The sequence below is a fragment of the Flavobacterium maritimum genome, from assembly GCF_040049085.1.
Taxonomy (GTDB): Bacteria; Bacteroidota; Bacteroidia; order Flavobacteriales; family Flavobacteriaceae; genus Flavobacterium; species Flavobacterium maritimum.
In genome coordinates this window covers 15,778-38,343 of record NZ_JBDLZY010000003.1, presented here as the reverse complement: position 1 = coordinate 38,343, position 22,566 = coordinate 15,778, and the positions used below count along the sequence as shown (strand labels likewise).

Genomic DNA, 22,566 nt, shown 5'->3' with positions numbered 1-22,566 from the left:
AAGGTATTATCCTTTGAAATTAAAGCTTAATACAGCACCTAATCCAAACTGATAAGTACTTCTGTAGTCTGTTACACCTACAATTCCGTAATAAGTCCAGTAATAACTGTCGCCAACGGCAGCAGACATAGATTGAAGATAGGCTTGCAGATTAACGGATACGGCCGAAGCTGTTTTTATTTTTACACCTGCCTTAATATCCCACGCAAAGTTAGTGTCACTACCGCTTTGTGGCGATTCAACAATACCTACACCAAGTCCACCTCCTAAGAAGGGAGCTACTTTTTGGGAACCGGTTTCAAAATAATGTGTTCCGCCCAAAAGGATGTAGTTTAGAGCTCCTTTGTCATCAGAACTATTGATTTGAGTTCCTAGAAGACCATAAAAGGGCATGCTGGTGTCTAATCTCAGGTATTTTAGCTCAACTGATGAACTTTGTTGTACAAAATACTCTAAACCGGCTCCATAAGTTATCCCATCTTCAACGGTAACATGGTATCCGTCATAATCTACCCTGTCAGAAAAGGTATAACCGCCATATACATTAAGAGAAAGGGTTTGTGCTTCTTGTGCTTTTATACCAAATGATGAAAGCATAATAACGAGTAATAAACTGAAATGTTTCATATTTTTTTTTTAGTATTGATACTATCAAATTTAACATTTTTATTTATAACATTAACATTTTTTAAATAAAAAAACGGTTACCATTTCTGACAACCGTTGTTGATGTAATTTTGTATCTAGTTAAAAATCTTATGTTTAAATAAAATTAATCAATTACCATTTCCGGAATTGTTCCTTCGATAATTAAATCTGCTTCCGTGGAGGCGATGATATGTTCCACTGAAATTCCTGGAGCGCGTTCCAAGAGTTTAAATCCTTTTGGAGTGATTTCCAGAACGGCTAATTCAGTGACTACTTTTTTTACACAGCCTACTCCAGTTAGCGGTAAGGTGCATCTTTTTAAAATTTTAGATTCCCCGGCTTTATTGACATGCATCATCGCTACGATAATATTTTCAGCAGAAGCAACCAGGTCCATCGCACCCCCCATTCCTTTGACCATTTTTCCAGGAATTTTCCAATTGGCAATATCACCGTTTTCGGCGACTTCCATAGCGCCAAGTATAGTTAGATCAACGTGTTGTCCGCGAATCATTCCAAAACTCATAGCTGAATCAAAAAAAGAGGCACCTGCCAAAGTGGTAATAGTTTGTTTTCCTGCATTGATAATGTCGGCATCTTCTTCACCTTCAAAAGGGAAAGGCCCCATCCCGAGAACGCCGTTTTCACTTTGAAATTCAACTGAAATGTCTTTTCGTACATAGTTCGCCACTAAAGTTGGGATGCCAATTCCAAGATTTACAAAGTAATTGTTTTTGACTTCTTTAGCTATGCGCTTTGCAATATCTTCTTTTGTTAACATAAATAAATCTGTTTAGAATATTTTAAACCATTAAGAAATTAAGGTTCATTAAGTTTTATAAATAAAGAGTGATATAGCTATTCTCTTGCTCTTACAGTTCTTTGCTCAATTCTCTTTTCATATTTTTCTCCTTGAAAAATGCGTTGCACAAATATTCCGGGAATATGAATTTGGTTTGGGTCTAATGTTCCGGCTTCTACCAGTTCTTCTACTTCGGCGATGGTAATATCAGCAGCACCGGCCATACACGGATTAAAGTTTCTGGCGGTTCCTTTAAAGATGAGGTTTCCTGCTGTATCGCCTTTCCAGGCTTTTACAATTGCAAAATCAGCTTTGAAAGCCAATTCCATCACATGCATTTTTCCATTAAATTCTCGGGCTTCTTTTCCTTCGGCCACTTCTGTTCCGTAGCCGGCAGGTGTAAAAAATGCTGGAATTCCTGCTTGTGCCGCTCGACATCTTTCTGCTAATGTTCCTTGTGGGATAAGGTCTACCTCGAGTTCTCCGCTTAGCATTTGACGTTCAAATTCGGCATTTTCTCCCACATAAGAAGAAATCATTTTTTTGATTTGTTTTTTTTGCAATAGTAAACCGAGACCAAAATCATCCACACCGGCATTATTAGAAATGCAGGTTAGGGTGTTGGTTTCTTTTTTAACCAATTCTGCAATTGAATTTTCAGGGATACCGCAAAGTCCGAAACCGCCTAACATGATGGTCATTCCGTTTTCAATTCCTTGCAATGCTTCTTGAACTGTATTTACTTTTTTGTTGATCATAAAATTAGTCTCGAATTAACGAATTATTTTGGTTGATTAGAAATGTTATTTTGAAAACCTACGGTCTAGCCCAGATGGAAGCGGCATCCTTTTATACCGTCCCGAGACTTTGGGGACGGCATAAAAGATATAGCGTACAGCTGGAAATAGCTCCTGAAATAAATTACAATTCGAATTCTTCAGTGCTTTGTTCTTCGACGGCGGTAGAGTCCTGAACGGTTTCTTTTGGCGGAGCAGTATAACAATCTACTTTTATGGAAAGATTGGCCGGTCTTTCGAATTGTTCTTTTGAAACATGAAGGTTTTCATCTTCATAACAAAGTTTCATGAAATAACCCCAAACCGGTAATGCGGCGGTGGCTCCTTGTCCGTAAGTAAGGCTTTTGAAACGTGCGGAACGGTCTTCGCATCCTACCCAAACTCCGGTAACCAAATTAGGAACCATACCCATAAACCAACCGTCAGACTGGTTTTGTGTAGTACCTGTTTTTCCTGCTATCGGGTTTTTGAACATATAGGGATATCCTGTCCAGCGATTATCTCCATTTCCGCCACCTTGTGTTCTTAAACGTTCTCCGGAACCTCCTTCGGTTACACCTTCTAATAATTTGATAACCGCAAAGGCAATGTCTTTGTTTAAAACGTCATGTGATTCTGGGATCGGTTCGTAGATGACTACGCCGCTTTTATCTTCGATTTTGGTTAGGAATTGCGGTTTTACGTAAACTCCTTGATTGGCAAATGTGCTGTAAGCGGCCACCATATCCTGAACCGTAATTTCAACCGCTCCCAATGCGATGGAAGGTTGGTTTACAATTTCAGATTTTACTCCTAATTTATGGGTCAAATCGATTACGGCTTCCGGACCAACTTTGTCAATCAGTTTTGCAGAAATGGTATTGATGGAGTTGGCTAATGCTTTTTTCAAAGTAACCATACCACGGTATTTATTGTCGGAGTTTCTTGGCTCCCAGTCTTCAGTAACATTGTGTTCTCCTTTACGGATCATAAATGGTGAATCGACGATAGAGTCACAAGGGGACATGTTCAATTGTTCAATCGCAGTTGCGTAAACAAAAGGCTTAAAAGTAGAACCTACTTGTCTGGCGCCTTGTCCTACGTGGTCGTATTGGAAATATTTGTAATTAATACCACCAACCCAGGCTTTGATGCTTCCTGTTTGGGGTTCCATTGCCATAAGACCCGACTGCAAGAAATGTTTATAGTATCGGATGGAGTCCAAAGGCGTCATGATGGTATCTTTTTCACCTTTCCAGGTAAATACAGTCATTTTTGTTTTCTTTTTGAATGAGGCAATGATTTCTTCTTCACTTTTGTCCATTGATTCCATAACGGTCCAACGGGTCGATGATTTCATAGCTTGGTTCAGAATTCGTTGCGTTTCAGCTTCGGATATGTTAACGAAAGGAGCGTTTTTATTGTTTTTGGATTGAATAAAAAACTCTTCCTGTAAGTTGGCCATGTGAGCTGCAACTGCTTCTTCGGCATGTAATTGCATCCTTGAATCAATCGTAGTGTATATTTTTAAACCGTCTTTGTAAATATCATAATCAGATCCGTCCGGTTTTTTGTTGTCTTCTACCCATTTTTTCATGTAATCACGCAAGTATTCTCTAAAATAGGTTGCGGTACCATCTTTATGGCTTTCTAATTTAAAATTCAATTTGATAGGCAGGCTTTGTAATTGAACTTTTTGTTCTTTGGAGATAATTTTTGCTTTTTCCATTTGTAAAAGCACCACATTTCTTCTGTTTGTAACACCTTCCGGGTTTCTTACCGGATTATACAAACCGGAGTTTTTGAACATCCCTACCAGAATGGCAGATTCGTCAATGGTTAAATCTTTAGGCTCTTTTGAAAAATAAGTTTTTGCGGCAGAACTTACTCCAACAGAGTTATTACCAAAATCATATACATTGCAATACATAGCGATGATTTCGTTTTTGGTATATTGTCTTTCTAATCGAATGGCAATAATCCATTCTTTTGCTTTTTGTACAATTCTAAAAGGTAAAAATTTAGAACCTTCTCCGTGAAATAATTGTTTGGCTAATTGCTGGGTTAAGGTACTGGCACCTCCACTGGTTCCTAAACTTAAAATTGCTCTCATAGTTCCCCTGCCGTCAATTCCGGAATGCTCATAAAAACGGGCATCTTCTGTAGCCACTAGAGCTTGAACCAAGTTTTTTGGCAGGTCAGAATATTTTAATTGGGATCTGTTTTTTGCGAAATACTTTCCTATTACAACACCATCAGAGGAGATGATTTCTGTAGCCAAATTGGAATCCGGATTTTCTAAATCTTCAAAGGAAGGCATAGAACCAAAAAGTCCCCAAGAGGCAAACAGGAAAAATACAGCAAGGCCCCCCAAGCCATAAAAGAATATTTTCCAAAATTTCTTTGAATAATATTTGATGTCTTTTTCGGAACTATTTTTCGGATTATTTGTTTTTCTAGTAGCCATAATACAATTCTATTCTTTATTTTCTATTCTAAAACCTACGTCAGTAATTCCTTCCAGAGCTACTACACCAGGCACTTTTCCGGTCTCTCTGACTGCCTGTTTAATATGTACTTTATATTTTCCTCTGAACCGTACATTTTCCTTGTAATACAATTTACTTTCTTTGATATCGGTAAATCCATCTCCTAATAAAGTGCCGTCAGGAGCTGCCATTTGATACTCTAGTGTATCCACTTTTGTAAAACCATTTTTTGCTTCTAAAGCAACAATCAAAAAGATATTGTTGAACGGATAGTTGTTGTTATCTCTCAAAGTTACAAATAAATCATATCGTTTTGTAGAGTCTAATTCCGGTAAATTAAAAGTTACAATACTGTCTTTGTGCCAAGCACTTCCAACAGCTTTGTATTCGTCAAAAACTCTTTTTTTATCGCATGAAAAAAGTATGGTTGCAATTAAAAGAAGTAAAGCGCTATTTTTTATCCACATTTTTAGTAATAATTATTGGTTTTCTAGGTTCTCTAGGTTCTGCCGGTTTTTTGTCATTTGCAGGATTCGGACGTTTGTTGTTATTGTTAGCAGGTTTGTTAGGATTAGCGGGTTTGTTGCTATTTGCGCCTTTATTATTGTTAGCAACAGGTTTAGTATTGCTGTTCGCTACAATCGCATTTCCTCCGGCCTGTTTCGGTTTTTTATTTGGTCTTTTCTTTTTCTTAGGTTGGTCAAAACGGGTTAAACTTTCCTGCCCCATGGCATTGTTGAAGTTTTTCTCAGGTTCTGCAACGATTTCTATTGAGTAATCTTCAAGAGAGGACACTCTGTTTTTTAATTTATTTTCGGCTATAATTTCTTTAACCTGATCTATTTTTAATACGTGCCAGTTAGCAAAATTATTAGTGTAAGCAAACCACATCAATCCTTTAAAAATATCTTGTTTCTGACAAATGGCATCCCCTTTTTCGGTTACCAATTTTGTATCGAAATCCGGAAAATCTTTCAAGGCATCCATGTAAGTATCCAGCTCGTAGTTCAGGCAGCATTTTAATTTACCGCATTGTCCTGCCAGTTTTTGTGGGTTTAAAGACAATTGTTGGTAACGTGCTGCAGAGGTATTTACGCTTCTGAAATCAGTTAACCAAGTAGAACAGCATAATTCTCTTCCGCAAGAACCAATTCCTCCCAAACGAGCAGCTTCTTGACGAAAGCCTACTTGTTTCATTTCGATTCTGGTGCTGAATTCTTTAGCAAAATCTTTGATTAATTGTCTAAAATCAATTCGGTCGTTTGCTGTATAGTAGAAAGTTGCTTTAGATCCGTCACCTTGAAATTCGATGTCGGAAATCTTCATTTCCAGTTTTTGGGCTATAGCCAATTCACGGGCACGAACTTTCATAGGTTCTTCACGGTCGCGTGCTACAGACCAGATGTCGATATCTTTTTGAGATGCTTTTCTGTATATTTTTGGAACTTCATTGCTGTTTGGATTGACTCCTTTTTTCTTCATTTGAATACGAACCAATTCACCTGTAAGAGTAACAATTCCTATATCGTGTCCCGGAGAAGCCACCGTAGCCACAATGTCTCCCATACTTAAAGTTAATTTCTCAGTATTGCGGTAAAATTCTTTTCTTCCGTTTTTGAAACGCACTTCCACGCAGTCAAAAGGAGCTTCGCCATTTGGTAAACTCATGTTGGAAAGCCAATCGAAAACCGTTAATTTGTTGCAGCTGTCGGTGCCACAAGTCCCATTATTTTTACAACCCTTCGGTGCGCCACCATCAGAAGTTGAACAACTTGTACATGCCATAATCTTATATGTAGTGTTGTGAAAATCACAACTTAAGTTCTTAATACGTTTTAGAGGGTAAAGATAGTATTTTTTAGTCTTAAGTTACAATGGTCAAAATAGCCAATAATTTATTAAATTTCCTTTGATGATGCAGTAAATTTCAGAATGCAAAATCTTTGATTTTAAGTTGTTTACGAACATTGGGTTTTTTCGTCGTTAGATTTTCCGATTCATTCTCATTAAAAAAATAAGTCAGGATTTAGGGGGTATTTTAGTTGTATTGTTGAGCGTATCCCAGAGTCAGAGCGGATCCCATCATTAAAATTCTTAGGGTTTTATTATCAATCGTTAGTTTTTCATTTTTATATATACTTGTTTGGTATACAGTAATTTAGTATTTTTAGTAAATAAATTTTTATGAAACCATAAGTGTTTTATTTAAAAAAGAATCTATAGTATATGAAACGCAAAACCCAATGCCAATTATTACTGTTGGCGGTAACAGCACTATTAGTTTCTAATTGTGGAAAACAACAGGTGGATCAGGAACGAGCAGCTTTTGTAATTGCAGAAAATAAAACTGTACGTCAACATCAATCAGAGGAAAAATTAACAGATCAAAGAGTACTTATTGGCGAATGGACCAGAACGGATGCTCCTTATCAAATGAAAATAACAGATGTCCTAGACAATGGAAAATTGGATGTGGGTTATTTTAATCCGAGGTCAATTTATGTGAGCAAAGCTTATTGGACAGAAACAGGAACGATTCTAACTATTTATGTTGAATTACAGGATGAAAATTATCCCGGATCTAATTATAAATTAAATTATAATTCGGAACGAAATGTACTGATCGGGGAGTATTTTCAAGCTGTTGAGGGTGTAATATATCCTGTGGAATTCGTAAAAACGAAATAAACATTCTAAACGAATTGAGTTAGGTTTCTTTTACCGAAATTATTTTCACGGGACAGGCTTTAGCTGCCAGCTCGCAGTTTTCAACTATTGTGTGGTCATGGGATTTTAAAGTAAAAAAACCTTTGGCATTTTGGGAATGGATTAAAACCGATTTTCCATCTTTTTTAGACATTTGAAATTGAACCGGGGCCATTTCCACACAATAATTGCAACCTATGCATTTGTCTCTTTGAAGAGTTACAATAACCATTAGGCTTCTACAATTTTATATAATTTGTCCGACATTCGAATTCTGAAAGGTAGTTTGAAAGTACAATCATCTCCTTTTGTAGCTTTTTCAGCGACAGCATCATTCACGTACATTTCTTCGATAATCATTTCCTGCGCTCCGGTACTTGGTCCCGTTACTAGAATTTTATCACCCATTTTGATGTCATAAGCTTCAATTTTGAATTGACCAATATTGGCTTTCGGGAAATAATGGGTTCCTTTTCCAACATAAACTTTCTTTTGTGTAGCCATCGATCCCGAAACATCGCTCCATTCGCCTAATTCCTGACCAAGATAATATCCTGACCAAAAACCACGATTGTAAACGGTGTTCAGAGCGTCCATCCAAACTGCTACTTTTTCTTTAGAATAGCTGCCTTCATAATAACTGTCAATCGCTTCACGATAGGTTTTGATTACCGTGGCAACATATTCAGGCGCACGTCCACGACCTTCGATTTTTAGCACCTGAATTCCGGAATCAATTACCTGATCCAGAAAATCCAATGTACATAAGTCTTTTGGTGACATCATGTATTCATTGTCCAATTCAATTTCGAAACCGGTTTCCTGGTCAATAACGGTATATTTTTTACGACAATTTTGTTTGCAGGCACCACGATTTGCTGAGGAATTATTAGAATGTAAACTCAAATAACATTTTCCTGAAACCGCCATGCACAAAGCGCCATGACCAAAAATCTCAATTTCTACTAAATTACCGTTGGGTCCTTTAATCTGTTCTTTCTCTATTTGCTCCGTAATTTTTTTAACTTGGCGCAAACTCAATTCCCGACTCAAAACCATGGTATCTGCAAAAAGGCTGTAGAATTTTATGGTTTCAATATTGGTCACGTTGAGTTGAGTGGAAATGTGAACTTCCATGCCAATACTTCTTGCCATAGCGATTACGGCTTGGTCAGAAGCAATTACGGCAGTAATATTAGCTTCCTTGGCTTTGTTTAATAATGTTTTTACGACTGACAAATCATGATCGTAAATAATAGTATTTAAGGTAAGATAGCTTCGAACATTTTTAGCTTCGCAACGTTTGGCTATTTCCGGTAAATCGTCCATTGTGAAATTCACCGTGGCTCTGGCCCGCATGTTCAATTGTTCTACACCAAAGTAAACAGAATCAGCGCCATTGTCTAAACCGGCTTGTAAGGATTCAAAGTTTCCGGCCGGAGCCATCAATTCTATTTTGTTATTCGTTGTCATGATAAATTAGTTTACAATTTTATATAATTTATCAGATAATCGAATTCGGAATGGTAATTTAAAAGTACAAGTGTCTCCGGAAAGGGCTTTTTCGGAAGCGATTTCGTTGACAAACATTTCATTAATAACCATTTGTTGTTCTCCGGTTGTAGAACCTTTGATGAGAATAGTGTCGCCAATTTTGATTTCGTTTTCTTCAATTAAAAACTGACCAATACTTGGCTTTGGGAAAAAGTGCGTTCCTTTTCCGATATAGATTTTCTTAACTTTTGGTTGTTTTGTAACAGCTGCTTTTGGTTTGTCTGCAACAAAAACACCATGTGTTTCTTCATTGTTTTTGAAAGTCAAAACGTCTGATTTTCCTTTTTTGAAAATTTTATTACCGTTTTTAATTCCTCTTCGAATAGCTTTTTGTTCTTCTTCCGGTAAATGGATTATTGTTACACATTCTGTAGAACAACAACCTTCCATTTTCTCTTTGCAGGATTCGCATTGAATGAAAAGTAAATGACAACCTTCGTTTTCGCAATTGGTATGTACGTCACAAGCTGCGCCACATTGATGACATTGAGAAACAATATCGTCAGTAATTCTTTCGCCCAGACGATGATCAAACACAAAGTTTTTTCCAATGAACTTGCTTTCTAGTCCTTCGGCTTTTACTTGTCGGGTGTATTCAATAATCCCACCTTCTAATTGGTACACATTTTCAAAGCCTTTGTGTTTAAAATAAGCACTGGCTTTTTCGCAACGAATACCACCGGTGCAATACATCAATAGTTTTTTGTCTTCTTTGTGTTCGGCTAATTGTTCTTCGATAATCGGCAAAGATTCTCTGAACGTATCTACATCGGGTTTGATCGCATTGGTAAAATGACCAATTTCACTTTCATAATGATTGCGCATGTCCACCACAATGGTATTTGGGTCTTCTAGTAATTCGTTAAATTCCTTGGCTTTGAGGTGAATTCCAATATTGGTTACATCGAAAGTTTCGTCAACCAGACCATCAGCAACAATTTTGTCGCGAACTTTTACGGTCAATTTTAAAAAGGAATGATCATCATGTTCTACGGCAATATTCAACCGAATGCCTTTCATGAAATCATATTTTTCGATCGTATCTTTAAATTCGTAAAAATGATCTGCCGGAAGTGATAATTGGGCATTGATCCCTTCGTGGGCTACATAAATTCTGCCTAAAACTTCGAGTGAGTTCCACGCCAGAAATAATTCGTTACGAAATTGTGTTGGATTTTGAATTTGCGCATAAGCATAGAAAGACAACGTTAGACGTTGTTTTCCGGCATCATCAATCATGATGGCTCTTTCTTCTGCGCTTAAGGTGTTGTACAGTTGCATGCTATAAACAAGTTAAGTTGAGAAAATAATAATAAAATTTTAGTTCCGAAGTTTCGGAATTGAAAACTGGCGCAAATTTATACCATTTTTTTGGATAAAAAAAGCCTCGAAAATGGTTCTTTCGAGGCTTAATTATCTGGGAAATTTTTAATCTAAATCATGTAGATTTTTATGATGAGAATAATGATTTATTTTTTTTGTCCGGTCATTGTAGTGGGATCCAATAGTTTTTTAATCTCATCTTCAGTCAATAATTTCTTTTCGCGAATTAATTCTAAAATACCTTTGTTAGTCTCAAGAGCTTCCTTGGCAAGTTCCGTTGTTTTTTCATAACCTAAAACAGGGTTTAAAGCGGTAACAATACCTACACTTCGTTCAATATTTCTTTTTTGTACTTCTTCATTAACGGTAATGCCATCAATACAGTTTTTACGGAATAACGGCATGGTTTTGAAAAAAAGACCTTGTGTCTCCATGAGTGAAATGGCTACAACGGGTTCATAGGCATTCAGTTGTAAAAGCCCGTCCTGTGAAGCTAGTGATACGGTTACATCGTTACCAATTGCTTTAAAACAAACTTCATTCATCAATTCGGGCATGACAGGATTTACTTTTCCCGGCATAATGGAAGATCCCGGTTGAAGTGCAGGCAAGTTTATTTCAAAAATACCGTTACGTGGTCCTGTTGCAAGGAAAATCAAATCACTACTGATTTTAGACATGGTAATGGCAAAGTTTTTTAATGCGGCGGAGTACATAACAAATCCCTGCATACTGCTGGTTGCGGCAATCAGGTCTTTTGCTAACACAATCGGTTTTCCGGTAATTTTAGCAAGTTGAGCAGCGCATTTTGCATCATAACCCGGAGTGGCGGTAATACCGGTTCCGATAGCTGTCGCTCCCATATTCACTTCGTATAAGTAGGCTTCTGTCTTACGCAGGGCTTCAATCGCTGCGTCTATCTGATAACCCCAGGCATGAAATTCCTGACCCACCGTCATTGGTACAGCATCCTGTCCTTCGGTTCGGCCCATTTTCAAAATGTTTTTGAATTCTTCGCCTTTTTTATGGAAAGATTGAGAAAGCAATTCCGCTTCTTTTATTACCTTATCATTATGTAATAGCAATGCAACATGAATGGCTGTAGGGTACACGTCGTTTGTAGATTGTCCCATGTTGAGGTCGTCATGAGGTTCAATAAATTTATACTCGCCCTTTTTATGACCGCTCATTTCGAGAGCAATGTTTGCCAGAACTTCATTAGCATTCATGTTAGCTGATGTGCCCGCTCCACCTTGGTATAAATCCACTAAAAATTGATCATGATATTTACCGTCCATTACTGCTTGACAGGCTTTTTCAATAGCGTCAAGTTTTTCTTTACTCATTCTTCCGGTTTCTGCATTGGCTCGGGCGGCAGCAAGTTTTACTATTGCATAAGCCCGTACATAATCGGGATAAAAGCTTGTTTTTACTCCGCTTACTTGGAAGTTTTCAAGTGCACGGGCAGTCTGAACGCCATAATAAGCTTCGAATGGAATCTGTTTGTCTCCTAAAAGATCATGCTCGGTTCTTGTTTTTTGGGCATAGGCAGAGCAGATACAAAGACTTAAAATAATTAAGAAGGATGATTTTTTAAAATTGAAATGTTTCATAGTAATGTATTTTTATAGTTATAAAAAATAGATTTCAAAATTAAATTTGGCATCTCTGATACTGTAGTACAATAATATCAAGGATGATAAAATTATAAATAGAAAAGGGGACGAAGCAATCAAACTAATATTACACGGCCAATGTTGGGCAAACTACTTTGAAAATCCATATCAACAGAAGTGATAATTGGAAAATAATATCATGTAACATGTTAAAATACAATCAAATATAAAAATAAAAAACGACAAAAACTATGAGATTTGTGCGGTATTTCAAGTCAGATGTACGCATATATTTTTAAAAGCAGTTTAGGTCATTTTTTAGTTAAAAAAGAGAAAGACAGTAGTAATCTAATTAGATTATTTTATTTAGAATGTTATAGTTATTTGTCGATCCGGTTTCGGTTCAATCTGTTTTGTTGCTGTCAGAGTGATTTTGAACGTAAATATACGCTGGTAAAACATAAGATTAATTTAGTTAAATTAATGATAATCAGTTATCTTTAATGTCCAAAACGTAAAATTTTAAGAAATGAAAAAATTTTTAAAACCTTCAATTTTTTGGCTTTTTATTTTTATTCCCGTTACTATTGTATTGGAAAAGTTAGCGGTTAGAGACTCGCTTGTTTTTTTTTCGGCAGCATTCTCCATCATTCCTATTGCTAAATTAATAGGGGAATCTACTGAAAATCTGGCTCATTATACTGGAGATGCTATTGGTGGACTTTTGAATGCAACTTTTGGGAATGCTCCTGAATTAATTATTGCTATAGTGGCATTAAATTCAGGGCTGCATGAAATGGTCTTGGCTTCACTTATAGGGGCGATTCTGGCTAATTTGTTAATGGCAACTGGAGTTGCTTTTTTTATTGGCGGCATAAAATTTCATACCCAAGAATACAATCCGGTTACGATCAGAATGTACAGTTCCATGATGTTTCTGGCGGTTTGCAGTATGGTTATTCCAAGTGTTTTTCATCGGTTTTTTGCTACTGAATCCGGTGCGTATTTAGAGAATGAAACCAGTCTCAATACCATGCTTGCGATCAGTCTTTTAGTGGCATATATTTTTTATCTCTTTTTTATGATTAAAACGCATCCCGATTTATTTAGAAGCGTGGAAATTAAAGTAACAGAAAATGTTGCGGAAGAACACAAACCATGGAGTAAAGGATTTGCTATTGGGGCACTTGTTGTCGCTTCTGTTGTTGCCGCTTTTATGAGTGAAATACTGGTTGGTGCGGCAGAAGGTACAGGGAAAGAATTAGGGATGAGTTCAGTGTTTATTGGGATTGTATTTGTTGCAGTAATTGGTGGAGCGGCAGAAAGTATCTCTGCAATCTCAATGGCAGCTAAGAATAAAGTAGATCTTACGATCAGCATAGCACTTGGGAGTTCCATTCAAATTGCATTGTTTATAGCGCCCTTACTTGTATTAGTAAGTTTTTTTATAGGACCAAAACCTATGTTTTTGAATTTTACAAAAGCTGAAACTGGAGCTTTGTTTATGGCAGTTATATTGGCGACAGTCATCTCAGGGGATGGAAAATCAAATTGGTATAAAGGAATTCAGATGATAACATTATATGTGCTACTCGCGCTCTTATTCTATTTTACTCCAGAACAGATATAAAACACAATGTATAAAAGTTGCTGTTTAGGCAAAGGAGTTAAAAAAAAGGCTAGTATGTTAAAAAGTAACAAACAAAAATCATACAAAATAAGTAAACCGAAAAAGTTGTTTATTTTTGTGGACTATGAAAAAGTTCCCAGAACATTTATCCGCCAAGCTTCAAGTCCGAAAGCAAAACAATGCTTTAAGGCAATTACCGGCCGTTACCAATTTAATTGATTTTGCATCAAATGATTATCTGGGTTTGTCTCAATCTGAGATAATTTTTAATGAAACTCATCAGTATTTAACCAGCCGTCAGATTATTCAAAATGGTGCCACTGGTTCCCGCTTACTTTCGGGAAACCATAAGTTGTATCAGGAAGCGGAAGCTTATATCGCACAGTTTCATCAATCGGAATCAGCTTTAATTTTCAATTCGGGTTATGATGCTAATGTTGGTTTTTTTAGTTCTGTTCCGCAAAAAGGAGATTTGATTTTATATGACGAATTGTGTCATGCGTCCATCAGGGATGGAATCCAATTGTCCAATGCCAAAGCTTATAAATTTCAACACAACGATTTTGAGGACTTAGAAAAGTTGATTTTAAGAAATCAAAATTCCACTATCTATATTGTTACGGAGTCCGTTTTTTCTATGGATGGTGATACACCAAATCTCGAAGAATTAGTGGCGGTTTCAGATAAATACAATTGTTATCTCGTCATTGATGAAGCGCATGCTTTGGGTGTTTTTGGTGAAAAAGGGGAAGGACTTGTTCAAATGTTAGGTTTGCAAACTCAGGTTTTTGCCCGAATCATGACTTTCGGAAAAGGTTTGGGATGCCATGGATCCGCAATTTTGGGTTCTCCTGAATTGAAAATGTATTTGGTAAATTTTGCCCGAAGTTTTATTTATACCACCGGACTTTCACCACATTCTGTTGCCACGATTTTAGTCGCCTATCAATTTTTAGAAAAAAATCATCAACCTATAGAAAAGCTCAAAGCTAATAGTATACATTTTAATCAAGTTAAAAACAGTTTAAGTTTGAAACCGATTTTCGTCAGAAGTAAATCGGCTATTCAATCGGCTATTATTCCGGGAAATGAAAGCGTAAAATCTATTGCGAGTCAGTTACAGGAAAAAGGTTTTGATGTTAAAGCTATTTTGTCTCCTACCGTTCCCGAAGGGCAGGAACGATTGCGCTTTTGTTTGCATAGTTTTAACTCGAAAGAAGAAATATCGGAGGTTTTAGAGTTGTTGTGTGCCTTAGTTTTTGCAAACTGATTTATCAATTTTAATTTCTTTGCAGACTTCGTGAATTCTTTGCGAACTTTGCGGTTAAATAATAATTTAATGAAACTATTCATCACAGGAATATCAACGGATGTAGGCAAAACCATTGTCTCGGCCATTATAACAGAATCATTGGAAGCTGATTATTGGAAACCCATTCAGGCGGGCGATTTGAATAATTCAGACAGTCACAAAATAAAAAAATACATTTCTAATTCGCGGACACAGATTTTTGAAAACAGTTATGCCCTGAATACGCCGGCAAGCCCGCATCTGGCAGCAGAGTTAGACGGAATTGTTATTGATTTGCATAAAATCATCGAACCCAAAACAGACAATCATCTGGTAATAGAGGGTGCTGGAGGTGTTTTTGTTCCCTTAAACGAAAAAGAATGCGTTATTGATTTGATTCAACCCGATTATAAGGTGATTGTGGTTTCGCGTCATTATTTAGGAAGCATCAATCATACCTTGCTTACAATAGAAGCCTTGCAAAACAGAAAAATTAATGTTGCAGGAATTGTCTTTTCTGGAGAGGAAAACAAATCTTCTGAAGCAATAATTTTGAGTAAAACAGGTTTAAAATGCATTGGAAGAATAGAAGAAGAACCATATTTTGACCCCAATGTTATTCGGGAATATGCCGATTTATTTCGGGAAAACTTATTAGAACTTTGAGAGAAATCATAAAACATAGATTTAGATAAAAATCTATATTTAATACAAACAACATCAATGACTTTAACAGAAAGGGACAGCCAATATCTTTGGCATCCGTATACCCAACACAAAACGGCAGCACTTCCTATTGCCATTAAAAAAGGAGAAGGAGCTTTGCTATGGGATGAAAACAACAAGGAATACGTAGATGCGATAGCTTCTTGGTGGGTGAATCCTTACGGGCATTCCAATAAATTTATCGCTGAGGCAATTTATAAACAACTAACGACTTTAGAGCACGTACTTTTTGGCGGATTTACACATGAGCCGGCCGTTTTGGTAGCCGAAAAATTGATAGCTATTTTACCAAAAAATCAACAGAAAATATTCTTTTCAGACAATGGTTCGACTGCTGTTGAGGTGGCCATAAAAGTGGCGTTACAGTATTTTTTTAACAAAGGAGAAAAGAGAACTACTATTGTTGCTTTCGAAAATGCATTTCATGGAGATACTTTTGCCGCCATGGCAGCGAGTGGAATTTCCTTTTATACGCAAGCTTTCCAAGGAATGTTTATAGAGGTGGTTCGGATTCCGGTTCCGGTGAAAGGGCAGGAGCAAACCAGTTTTGATGCTATGCGGGAAGCCTTGAAAAATAACAATTGTGCCGGTTTTATTTTTGAGCCTTTGGTGCAGGGAGCAGCAGGGATGGTGATGTATGAGCCGGAGGCACTAGAGGAATTGATGCGAATTTGTCAGGAAAACAAGGTGCTTACTATTGCCGATGAGGTAATGACCGGATTTGGTAAAACAGGTAAAACTTTTGCGACAGATTATTTGGTTGAAAAACCTGATATGATGTGTTTGTCGAAAGCACTGACAGGAGGAACTATTCCTATGGCGATTACCACGTTTACACAAGATATATTCGATGCTTTTTATAATGATGATATCAACAAAGCCTTGTTTCACGGACATACTTTTACCGCGAATCCAACGGGCTGCGCTGCGGCTTTGGCCAGTATGGAACTGTTGCAAACCAATGAAATGCAAGATAATATCTGTAGGGTGAACCAAAGACATTTGGGTTTTCAGGAGCATATCAAGAAGCACCCGAAAGTAAGTACAACAAGAGTACTCGGAGTCATTTTTGCCTTGGAAGTCAAAACGGAAAGTTCCGCGAGTTATTACGGAACCTTGCGCAACAAACTATATGATTTTTTCATTGAGAACGGAGTAATCCTACGTCCAGTTGGTAATATTGTTTATATTTTGCCCCCTTACATTATTACGGATGAGCAATTGCAAAAAGTATATCAAGTTGTCGAAAAAGCCTTGGAGACCGTTTAATTTTTGAAGCTAATCCTGCTATTCGTTGCAATCTTTATTATCTCCTTAAAGAAAGGAGATAATAAAGGATTTCCACTGCTATCAGGGCTAAAAATGCGGATAACATCAATTTAACGAATTTCCACGAATTTTTTATAAAAGAATTGGTTTTCATCGTCTCTTGGAAGATTGGTTTGCTAAATTTGCATTTTAATAATTAAAGCGAATTAGTGAAATTCGTGTTCAACAAAAAACAACAGTATTTTGTCTAAAACAATCTCCATAACTGCCATTGCCTCCATTTCGCCTTTAGGGAATACCGCTGAAACTATTTGGGAAAACTACCTCAATGACAGCACTTGTTTTAAGGAACTTTTTTTAGATAATAAAAATACAATGGTGGCTCCCTTAGATGATGATTCAAGGCATATTGTTGAAACTTTACAACAATCGGACATTAAATATAAATTCCTGGACAAATCAGTTTTATATGCTATGGCTGCTTCTCGAAAAGCAATACAAAATGCGGGTTGGACACCAAATGATATTTTCGGAATCAATATAGGTTCGTCTCGTGGCGCTACCGATTTATTCGAAAAACACCATCAGGATTATTTAGAAACCGGTAAAGCGCAAACTTTGGCATCGCCAACAACTACTTTAGGGAATATTTCTTCTTGGGTAGCGCATGATTTACAAAGTTCAGGTCCTGAAATTTCGCATTCTATAACCTGCTCTACTGCATTGCACGCTCTGTTAAACGGAGTAGCATGGCTTCGCTCAGGCATGGCTGATAAATTTTTAGTGGGTGGAAGTGAGGCTCCTTTAACAGACTTTACGATTGCCCAAATGCGGGCATTAAAAATTTATTCAAATAACGAAACAGACTACCCTAATCGTGCTTTTGATTTAGAGAAAAAACAAAACACGATGATTCTTGGTGAAGGAGCGGCTGTTTGTTGTCTGGAATTGGGCAAAAAAGAAAATGCACTTGCTTTTATAGAAGGGGTCGGATATGCCACTGAAGTTTTGGAGCACAATATTTCCATTTCGGCAGAAGCGACCTGTTTTCAGAAATCGATGAAAATGGCATTACAAAACACTGATTTATCAGAAGTGGACGCCATTGTGATGCATGCTCCAGGAACCATAAAAGGTGATTTGACCGAATATAGAGCTATCGAGAAAGTCTTTGCTTCGTCAGTTCGCCCTTCAGTCTCGGGTAGCAAAAGCCTTCCTTTATTGACTACTAACAAATGGAAAATTGGACATACTTTTGGTGCTTCGGGAATCTTGAGTTTAGAAATGGCCATCTTGATGATGCAACATAATACATTCTTCGGAGTCCCTTTTGCGGAAGCACAAACACAAACAAAACCCATCAAAAAAGTATTAGTGAATGCAGTAGGTTTTGGAGGAAATGCGGTGAGTGTTTTATTGAGTATTTAAATATATTGTTTGCTATTTACAACCAAAGATTAAACTAATTTCCACAGATTTTTTAAAAAAACTTCTATCTCTTAAATGGTTCAAAACCCTTTCGAGCTTTGCATCTTTACAGGTTAACAATCTTAAATGGGTTTTTGGTTCAGGAACCTTGCGAACTTTGCGTTAAACTTTGCGCTCTTTGCGGTTAAAAATTATAAACCAATATTCAAAAACGTTTAATCCGCGTCATCTGAGTTCCAATTTTCCAATTCCCTAACTTTTTCATAAACGATAGTACTCTCAAACCCTTTCCGTAACATATAGTCGCAAAATTTCTTTCTTTTTTTCTGGATATTGGTTTCTCTTATGTTTTCCCAATGCCTTTCGGATAGTATAGTAAAAGTGGTGTCGTACTCATCCGCGGTAATCTCTTTGAGTGCCAAATTGATGTTGTAGGACGAGATGTGGCGAAATTTTAATTCATTGACGATCCTAATTTTTCCCCAAAACTTGATGCGGTGTTTTCCTCGGGCAAAGCTACAAGCATAACGGGATTCGTTTAGAAAATTGGAATTGATAAGATGTACTATGATTTCATCTATTTCATTTGTAGACAGTTTCATGGTTCGTAATTTCGTAACCACTTCGTCATGACAACGTTCCTGATAGGCGCAATAATGCTCTATTTTTTGAATGGCTTCTTTTATAGTGGGAATGACTGTCATTTGGCATTTTTAAAGATGGGAAATTAATTATTTATTATGAACATAAGAGATATTTAAACGGAAAATAACTGTCCATTTATCCGAAATATATTTTTTACTAAAATACTTACAATAAATTTTTATTAGCAATGTAAATTTTAAACAAGTTGTTGAAAAAACGCACTTCAACGAGAAAATAGGCATTTCAACGACTTTATTCGATTCGATTCTGTTTTTTAACTTCTTTTTGTGAGTTAATATTATTTTTTTCAGAGCAATATAATAGCATTAAAATTAAGTTCATTTAAGAATAAAATAGAAAATATGATCAAAAAACTACTCTTCACTCTTTTTTTAGTTCTTTCACAATTTATTGCTGTTGCTCAAAATATTGGAGATTATCAATCTGCCGGTACAGGAAACTGGACTACCCTAAGTAGCTGGGAACGTTGGAATGGTTCTTCTTGGGTTACTCCTACAGCTGGAGAAGGATATCCTGGGGAAAATACAGGTACAGGTACTGTTCTTATTCAGTCAGGACACACTATAACGATAGGTACTGCCAATTTAACCACTACACTGATGGGTACAGTTACAATTAGCGGGACTTTGATTTTGGATGGTGGTTCTGGAACTGGTATTTTTACAATTAAGACTCCAAAAATTGTTATTACACCTAATCTCAGTCCTTTAGCAAAAATTGAATTTACAAACAAAGTTACTTTAGCTTTACAAGCTAATACTGTTGTCGAAGTAGGAGCTGGAGGATTGCCTACACCTGGAAATGGGACTTGTAATAACAATATAGAAATTTCAATAGGAGGGATACCTTTTGCATATTGTACAGGTGGTGGTGGCTCCACACCTACATTCGCCGATGTGATTGCTTCTGGAGGTACATTTGCAGCCAACGCATCTTCAAATTCTCCTGTTTGTTTTGGAAATGCAATTAATTTGACTGGTAGTGTTTCAGGGAGAATCGGGACAACCACAGCTAACGGGGCTATTAATGGAGCGAATTATACATGGACAACAACTCCAAGTCTTACAGTGGCTAATGCAAATACGGCAAACGCAACTATTACAAATGCTGCAGCTGGTACTTATGATGTAACTCTTACATGTGTGACATATTATGGTAGTCAGCCATTTTCCAATTCTCAAATTATAAAAGTAACAGTTAATCCATTGCCTGCAACACCAACAATTACTGGGGCGACAACGTTCTGTGCAGGGGGAAGTGTAACATTGTCTTCATCAGCAACATCAGGAAACCAATGGTATAATGGAGGCGTTTTGATTTCCGGAGCGACAAGCACAACTTATAGCGCGACAGCAAGCGGTACCTATACTGTAAAAACTTATAACGGAACTTGCGAAAGTTCACCATCAGCAGGAACAACGGTAACGGTTAATGCTTTACCCGCTACACCAACAATATCAACATGTTGTTCAACAACATTCTGTGCAGGGGGTAGCGTAACATTGACTTCGTCTGCAGCATCAGGGTATCAATGGTATAATGGAGGCATAGCTATTCCCGGAGCTACAAGCATAACTTATAGCGCCACAACAAACGGTACCTATACTGTAATAACTAGTAACGGAACTTGTTCAAGTTTACCATCAGCAGGAACAACAGTAACGGTGAATGTTCTGCCTGCTACACCAGCATTGAGTGGAGCTACAGCAGCAACATGTGCGACAGACGGAAGTTTCACCATAACAAATTATAATGCGGCTTACGCTTATACAGTCACGCCTTCAACGGGAGTTGTTCAATCGGGAGCAACAATTACAGCACCAGCAAATAGTTATACTGTGACCGCTACAGATGGAACATGTACTTCATCAGCTTCTAGCTCTATTGTAATCGCATCATCTCCAACTACAACTTGGGATGGAAGTTCATGGAGCAATGATGTCCCAACACTTAGTAAAGCCGCTATAATTAATGGAAATTATAACACTGCTTCAAACCCAAATATTGAGGCTTGTAGTTTGACTATCAATAGTGGGGCAACATTGACTATTCAGAATGAGAAATTTGTAACTATTCAAAATCATTTGACTGTAAATACTGGAGGAACGTTAGAAATAAAAAACCAAGGTTCTCTGGTGATGATAAATGATGCTGGTAATGTAACGAATAACGGAACCATCAACGTCAATAAGACGACAGCAGAATTTGAGCTTTATGATTATACTTATTGGTCAAGTCCGCTGAGCGTTAGTACCAGTATTGCGACAACATTCCCAAACTGGAGGAGGCCTTACGAGTATCATCCAGAAAATTTTATGGATTTAAATGCAGATGGTTTTGATGATAATGGAGATGATTGGAAAAGAGTGTCAACTATGACTCGAGGTAGAGGGTACATTATTATGGGGCCGACAACCGGAAGTTTTCCAAGAACAGAATCGATTGTTTTTAGTGGTGCTGTAAACAACGGTGTTGTCGCAGTTCCAGTTTTATTAAGTCCAGGAGCAACTGGTAATCAAGCTGGTTTTAACTTAATTGGGAATCCATATCCATCAGCTATTTCGGCAGATGAGTTCATTCTTGCCAATATTTATGGAGGAACAGGTATCAATCAGACGTTAAGTGGTACACTTTATTTTTGGACACATAAAGATAATGCTTCTGTTACGAATCCGGGACCTGAGGCTTATAACTATACTGTAGATGATTATGCAATGTATAATTTATCTGGTGGGATTGGAACTGGTGTAGGTACTCCGAGTGTATCCAAAAGTGTTAAACCATCCGGATATATTGGATCTGGACAAGGTTTTTTTGCTGGAGTTGCTGCTGCTGGAACCGTGACATTCAATAATTCGATGAGAGCAACAAATCCTTCAACCGCTAATACCCAATTTTTCAAAACACAGTCTGTAAAAGCAAAATCTAAGGCGATAGAAAAAGATCGTTTTTGGTTGAATTTACAAAATGCCGACGGTATGTTCAGTCAGCAATTGGTCGGTTATTTTGAAAATGCAACAATGGGGTATGACAATGGCTATGATGGTTCGTTAACTGATGCCGGTAATTTTGTTAATTTTTATTCGTTTATCGATGATGCTGCCTACAAAATACAAGGAAGAGAAGCCTTTAATGATGATGACCAGGTGCGTTTGGGCTATTTTAGCTCTGTAGCAGGGACATTTAATATCAATATAGATTCAAAAGAAGGAGTTTTTAATGCCAGTGAAACTCCAATTTATCTGGAAGATAAAGAACTTGGAATTATTCATGATTTGAAGGAGGGAGCCTATTCTTTTGAAACCGGAATCGGAAACTTTAACGATCGTTTTGTATTGCGTTATAAAAGTACAGATAAAACATTAGGAACAGATGAATCAATAATTGCAGACAATAAGTTTATAGTTTCGGTTAAGGAGAGACAATTAAAAGTCAATTCATACGAAGATTTGATAGATAAAGTTTGGGTATATGATCTGTTAGGAAGACAGATTTTTACAAAAGAAAAAGTAAACAGTAATGAATTTGTAATTTCGAATTTAGTTTCAGCTAAACAAACTTTAATTGTGAAGGTATTGTTGCAAAATGGTCAAACCTATAGCAATAAAGTAGTCTACTAGAAAATTAATAATAAGTTAATAA

The 22,566-nt window shown here is 37.0% G+C and carries 18 protein-coding genes; 7 read left to right on the top strand and 11 right to left on the bottom strand.

The annotated features are described in order from the left end of the window. Nucleotides 1-6: 6 nt before the first annotated feature. From ABEB23_RS07545 to ABEB23_RS07520, 6 genes are all read right to left on the bottom strand, one after another. On the bottom strand, nt 7-627 hold the full coding sequence (locus ABEB23_RS07545) for an outer membrane beta-barrel protein (protein WP_348811916.1): 621 nt from the start codon (nt 625-627) through the stop codon (nt 7-9). 145 nt (nt 628-772) lie between these two features. After that, nucleotides 773-1,429 carry a 3-oxoacid CoA-transferase subunit B gene (locus tag ABEB23_RS07540; RefSeq protein WP_348811915.1) on the bottom strand — a complete coding sequence of 219 codons (657 nt, stop codon included), beginning with the start codon at nt 1,427-1,429 and terminating at the stop codon, nt 773-775. A 77-nt stretch (nt 1,430-1,506) separates the two neighbouring features. After that, the gene (locus ABEB23_RS07535) at nt 1,507-2,208 is read right to left on the bottom strand and encodes a CoA transferase subunit A (protein ID WP_348811914.1); all 702 of its coding nucleotides are present in this window, start codon (nt 2,206-2,208) and stop codon (nt 1,507-1,509) included. Between the two features lie 163 nt (nt 2,209-2,371). Further along, nucleotides 2,372-4,693 carry a penicillin-binding protein 1A gene (locus tag ABEB23_RS07530; protein ID WP_348811913.1) on the bottom strand — a complete coding sequence of 774 codons (2,322 nt, stop codon included), beginning with the start codon at nt 4,691-4,693 and terminating at the stop codon, nt 2,372-2,374. 9 nt (nt 4,694-4,702) lie between these two features. After that, on the bottom strand, nt 4,703-5,182 hold the full coding sequence (locus ABEB23_RS07525; RefSeq protein ID WP_348811912.1) for a gliding motility lipoprotein GldH: 480 nt from the start codon (nt 5,180-5,182) through the stop codon (nt 4,703-4,705). After that, on the bottom strand, nt 5,166-6,500 hold the full coding sequence (locus ABEB23_RS07520; RefSeq protein WP_348811911.1) for a PSP1 domain-containing protein: 1,335 nt from the start codon (nt 6,498-6,500) through the stop codon (nt 5,166-5,168). Before ABEB23_RS07520 ends, ABEB23_RS07525 begins: the two co-directional genes overlap by 17 nt. A 441-nt stretch (nt 6,501-6,941) precedes the next feature. Here ABEB23_RS07520 and ABEB23_RS07515 point away from each other — a divergent pair, with 441 nt between their 5' ends. Further along, entirely contained in the window at nt 6,942-7,403 is a 462-nt protein-coding gene (locus tag ABEB23_RS07515; protein WP_348811910.1) for a hypothetical protein, read from the top strand. Nucleotides 7,404-7,422: 19 nt separating this feature from the next. Here ABEB23_RS07515 and ABEB23_RS07510 read toward each other — a convergent pair whose 3' ends face one another. The 4 genes from ABEB23_RS07510 to ABEB23_RS07495 form a co-directional block, all read right to left on the bottom strand. After that, the gene (locus ABEB23_RS07510) at nt 7,423-7,653 is read right to left on the bottom strand and encodes a ferredoxin (protein WP_348811909.1); all 231 of its coding nucleotides are present in this window, start codon (nt 7,651-7,653) and stop codon (nt 7,423-7,425) included. Then, nucleotides 7,653-8,894: a peptidase U32 family protein gene (locus ABEB23_RS07505; protein ID WP_348811907.1), complete on the bottom strand. Its 1,242-nt coding sequence runs from the start codon at nt 8,892-8,894 to the stop codon at nt 7,653-7,655. The genes ABEB23_RS07510 and ABEB23_RS07505 overlap by 1 nt, the downstream gene beginning before the upstream one ends. A 6-nt stretch (nt 8,895-8,900) precedes the next feature. Further along, nucleotides 8,901-10,256 (bottom strand): oxygen-dependent tRNA uridine(34) hydroxylase TrhO, encoded by a 1,356-nt coding sequence (trhO, locus tag ABEB23_RS07500; RefSeq protein WP_348811906.1) that lies wholly within the window; start codon nt 10,254-10,256, stop codon nt 8,901-8,903. 188 nt (nt 10,257-10,444) lie between these two features. Continuing rightward, entirely contained in the window at nt 10,445-11,911 is a 1,467-nt protein-coding gene (locus ABEB23_RS07495) for an aspartate ammonia-lyase (RefSeq protein ID WP_348811905.1), read from the bottom strand. A 532-nt stretch (nt 11,912-12,443) separates the two neighbouring features. Here ABEB23_RS07495 and cax point away from each other — a divergent pair. The 5 genes from cax to ABEB23_RS07470 all read left to right on the top strand — a co-directional run bounded on the left by cax (nt 12,444) and on the right by ABEB23_RS07470 (nt 18,258). Further along, nucleotides 12,444-13,544, top strand: a complete 1,101-nt coding sequence (gene cax, locus ABEB23_RS07490; protein ID WP_348811904.1) for a calcium/proton exchanger — start codon at nt 12,444-12,446, stop codon at nt 13,542-13,544. Nucleotides 13,545-13,668: 124 nt separating this feature from the next. Next, nucleotides 13,669-14,814 carry an aminotransferase class I/II-fold pyridoxal phosphate-dependent enzyme gene (locus ABEB23_RS07485; RefSeq protein ID WP_348811902.1) on the top strand — a complete coding sequence of 382 codons (1,146 nt, stop codon included), beginning with the start codon at nt 13,669-13,671 and terminating at the stop codon, nt 14,812-14,814. Between the two features lie 69 nt (nt 14,815-14,883). Beyond that, a complete protein-coding gene (bioD, locus tag ABEB23_RS07480; RefSeq protein WP_348811900.1) occupies nt 14,884-15,501 on the top strand; it encodes a dethiobiotin synthase in 618 nt (205 codons plus the stop codon). A 57-nt stretch (nt 15,502-15,558) separates the two neighbouring features. Next, nucleotides 15,559-16,830, top strand: coding sequence for an adenosylmethionine--8-amino-7-oxononanoate transaminase (gene bioA / locus ABEB23_RS07475; protein WP_348811899.1), 1,272 nt, complete (start codon nt 15,559-15,561; stop codon nt 16,828-16,830). A gap of 243 nt (nt 16,831-17,073) precedes the next feature. Continuing rightward, nucleotides 17,074-18,258 (top strand): beta-ketoacyl synthase N-terminal-like domain-containing protein, encoded by a 1,185-nt coding sequence (locus ABEB23_RS07470; RefSeq protein ID WP_348811898.1) that lies wholly within the window; start codon nt 17,074-17,076, stop codon nt 18,256-18,258. Nucleotides 18,259-18,473: 215 nt separating this feature from the next. On the opposite strand, the gene ABEB23_RS07465 is transcribed toward ABEB23_RS07470, so the two are convergent. After that, entirely contained in the window at nt 18,474-18,962 is a 489-nt protein-coding gene (locus ABEB23_RS07465) for a regulatory protein RecX (protein ID WP_348811897.1), read from the bottom strand. A gap of 303 nt (nt 18,963-19,265) precedes the next feature. On the opposite strand from ABEB23_RS07465, the gene ABEB23_RS07460 reads away from it, so the two are divergent. After that, a complete protein-coding gene (locus ABEB23_RS07460) occupies nt 19,266-22,544 on the top strand; it encodes a RemA C-terminal-like gliding motility protein (RefSeq protein ID WP_348811896.1) in 3,279 nt (1,092 codons plus the stop codon). The last annotated feature ends 22 nt before the right edge of the window (nt 22,545-22,566 follow it).

Coding starts and splice junctions, on each gene's coding strand:
- ABEB23_RS07545 (WP_348811916.1), bottom strand. CDS start 627: ATGAAACATTTCAGTTTATTACTCGTTATTATGCTTTCATCATTTGGT.
- ABEB23_RS07540 (WP_348811915.1), bottom strand. CDS start 1,429: ATGTTAACAAAAGAAGATATTGCAAAGCGCATAGCTAAAGAAGTCAAA.
- ABEB23_RS07535 (WP_348811914.1), bottom strand. CDS start 2,208: ATGATCAACAAAAAAGTAAATACAGTTCAAGAAGCATTGCAAGGAATT.
- ABEB23_RS07530 (WP_348811913.1), bottom strand. CDS start 4,693: ATGGCTACTAGAAAAACAAATAATCCGAAAAATAGTTCCGAAAAAGAC.
- ABEB23_RS07525 (WP_348811912.1), bottom strand. CDS start 5,182: ATGTGGATAAAAAATAGCGCTTTACTTCTTTTAATTGCAACCATACTT.
- ABEB23_RS07520 (WP_348811911.1), bottom strand. CDS start 6,500: ATGGCATGTACAAGTTGTTCAACTTCTGATGGTGGCGCACCGAAGGGT.
- ABEB23_RS07515 (WP_348811910.1), top strand. CDS start 6,942: ATGAAACGCAAAACCCAATGCCAATTATTACTGTTGGCGGTAACAGCA.
- ABEB23_RS07510 (WP_348811909.1), bottom strand. CDS start 7,653: ATGGTTATTGTAACTCTTCAAAGAGACAAATGCATAGGTTGCAATTAT.
- ABEB23_RS07505 (WP_348811907.1), bottom strand. CDS start 8,894: ATGACAACGAATAACAAAATAGAATTGATGGCTCCGGCCGGAAACTTT.
- trhO (WP_348811906.1), bottom strand. CDS start 10,256: ATGCAACTGTACAACACCTTAAGCGCAGAAGAAAGAGCCATCATGATT.
- ABEB23_RS07495 (WP_348811905.1), bottom strand. CDS start 11,911: ATGAAACATTTCAATTTTAAAAAATCATCCTTCTTAATTATTTTAAGT.
- cax (WP_348811904.1), top strand. CDS start 12,444: ATGAAAAAATTTTTAAAACCTTCAATTTTTTGGCTTTTTATTTTTATT.
- ABEB23_RS07485 (WP_348811902.1), top strand. CDS start 13,669: ATGAAAAAGTTCCCAGAACATTTATCCGCCAAGCTTCAAGTCCGAAAG.
- bioD (WP_348811900.1), top strand. CDS start 14,884: ATGAAACTATTCATCACAGGAATATCAACGGATGTAGGCAAAACCATT.
- bioA (WP_348811899.1), top strand. CDS start 15,559: ATGACTTTAACAGAAAGGGACAGCCAATATCTTTGGCATCCGTATACC.
- ABEB23_RS07465 (WP_348811897.1), bottom strand. CDS start 18,962: ATGACAGTCATTCCCACTATAAAAGAAGCCATTCAAAAAATAGAGCAT.
- ABEB23_RS07460 (WP_348811896.1), top strand. CDS start 19,266: ATGATCAAAAAACTACTCTTCACTCTTTTTTTAGTTCTTTCACAATTT.